The following is a 1743-nucleotide window of genomic DNA, read 5'->3' as shown; positions in this document are numbered from 1 at the left end:
GGGTAAAATCGTCGAGCACCTTGATCGCCGCGTCGCCCAGCCGCTGGTAGTGGCTGAAATTGCCGCCGACGAAGATCAGCTGCGGGCACAGCTCACGCGCCTTGCGCCCCGGCATGCCGCCGCGCACGCCGAAGGCGCGGGCCTCATAGGAAGCGGCGAGCACGACGCCGCCGCCCACCGCGATCGGCTTGCCGCGCAGCGACGGATCGAGCAACTGCTCGACCGAGGCGTAGAAAGCGTCGAGATCGGCATGCAGGATGGTGGCTGTCGTTTCCATCCCGACCGCACATCACAGTTGCTGATAGAATTGGAACAAATAAAGAACAAGCACGGGTCGTTGTCAAGCGAGGGGCGATTTGTGCAGCAACAGCCAAGCCAGTTCGAGCGCAATCACCTAGACAATATGCTCCGCCCGCAGCGCCGCCTTCATCCGTTCCAGTTCCGCCTCGCCACCCGCCGCCAGTTCTTCGGCAATCCGCGCCAGCCTATCGTCGGCCTTGCGGTGCTTGCTGCCCCAGGCGCCGAGCGTCGCCAGCACCGGCAAGAGGTCGATACCTGCCTCGGTCAGCCGGTAGACCGTTCTCAAGCCATGCGTCGGGTCGTCGCTTCTGGTGAGGATGCCTTCCTCCTGAAGCGTCTGCAGTCGCTCGGCCAGCGTGCGCGAGGAGATGCCTTCGTCGGATTGCAGGAATTCGCGAAAGTGCCTTTTGCCGGCGAAAGCCATGTCGCGGATGATGAGCAGCGTCCAACGGTCGCCGATCAGTTCGAGCGACAGGTTGATCGGGCAGTCGGATTTTTCGCGCGTCGACATCTATGGTTCCATTTTTAAATCACTTTACTATTGACATCGTTTTGGCCTTGCGTCAACGGTTCCAAATGTAAACTATTTTGCGATGGCCGTGAGGAGAATGACGGTGAAAAAGCTGGTCCTGCAGATGCAGATATCGGTCGACGGCTTTGTCGGCGCCACCGAGGACCATTCCTGGCAGCTCTGGGAGTGGGGTGACGAGAGCGCCTGGGACGATGCGCTGAAGCAGGACTTCAACGCTGTCTTCGCAGGCGTCGATACCATCCTGCTCAGCCGCAAAATGGCACAGGAGGGCTACCTCACCCATTGGGGCACTGCGGCGAAGAAGTTTCCGCACGATCCGTTCTACGCCTTTGCGCAGCGCATCGTCGACGCCCGCAAGGTGGTGCTCAGCAACAAGCTCAAGCAATCGGCCTGGGAGCCGGCTTGGGAGCGCACCAGTGTGGCCAGCGGCGACCTGCCGCGCGAGGTCAACGCGCTGAAGACGGGCGAGGGTGGCGACATTGCCGTGTTCGGCGGCGCCGGTTTCGCGTCAGCGCTGATCGCGGCCGGGCTGGTCGACGAGTTCCAGCTGTTCGTCAACCCGGCGGTGCTGGGGGCGGGCCGCCGGGTTTTTGATCAGGGCGGTTTTAGGAACCTGCGGCTGCTCGGCTCGAAGGCCTATGCCTGCGGCATGGTGGTCAGCCGTTATGCACCGGCGGGGTGAGGGGAACCTCCATCTTCTCCCTGCTCACTTCGCATCGTGGAAAATAATCCCTACCGTGTGGCGCATGCCTGAGCGCAGCCGGCTGACGCCGTGGCGCAGATTGACGCGGTAGTTGCCTTTGGTGCCCTGCACCGGCCGGTTGTGGACGGCGAACACAACGGCGTCGCCCTGCCGCAGCGGCACCACTTCGACTCGGCTCTGCATGCGCGGGCGCTGCTCGGTCAGCGCG

4 protein-coding genes are annotated in these 1743 nt (G+C 62.9%); 1 reads left to right on the top strand and 3 read right to left on the bottom strand.

Translation table 11 applies throughout. The features are described from left to right. Positions 1-277, bottom strand: a 277-nt coding sequence (locus EN939_RS32880; RefSeq protein ID WP_442919587.1) for a Y-family DNA polymerase, incomplete at its 3' end; no start/stop codon positions are given. 117 nt (positions 278-394) lie between these two features. After that, positions 395-811, bottom strand: coding sequence for a winged helix-turn-helix transcriptional regulator (locus EN939_RS32875; protein WP_127271661.1), 417 nt, complete (start codon positions 809-811; stop codon positions 395-397). Between the two features lie 103 nt (positions 812-914). Here EN939_RS32875 and EN939_RS32870 point away from each other — a divergent pair, with 103 nt between their 5' ends. Beyond that, the gene (locus tag EN939_RS32870) at positions 915-1514 is read left to right on the top strand and encodes a dihydrofolate reductase family protein (protein ID WP_127271659.1); all 600 of its coding nucleotides are present in this window, start codon (positions 915-917) and stop codon (positions 1512-1514) included. 24 nt (positions 1515-1538) lie between these two features. Here the strand turns inward: EN939_RS32870 and EN939_RS32865 are convergent. Then, the coding region (locus EN939_RS32865) for a 2OG-Fe(II) oxygenase (RefSeq protein ID WP_164751451.1) at positions 1539-1743 on the bottom strand (205 nt) is incomplete at its 5' end.

The sequence above is a fragment of the Mesorhizobium sp. M7A.F.Ca.CA.002.05.1.1 genome (assembly GCF_003998335.1).
Lineage (GTDB): Bacteria > Pseudomonadota > Alphaproteobacteria > Rhizobiales > Rhizobiaceae > Mesorhizobium.
The sequence above is the reverse complement of the archived record's forward strand: the minus strand, read 5'-3'. Positions and strand labels throughout refer to the sequence as shown.

What these genes read in the sequence shown, in the direction of transcription:
- EN939_RS32875 (WP_127271661.1), bottom strand. Translation starts at nt 811, where the DNA reads ATGTCGACGCGCGAAAAATCCGACTGCCCGATCAACCTGTCGCTCGAA.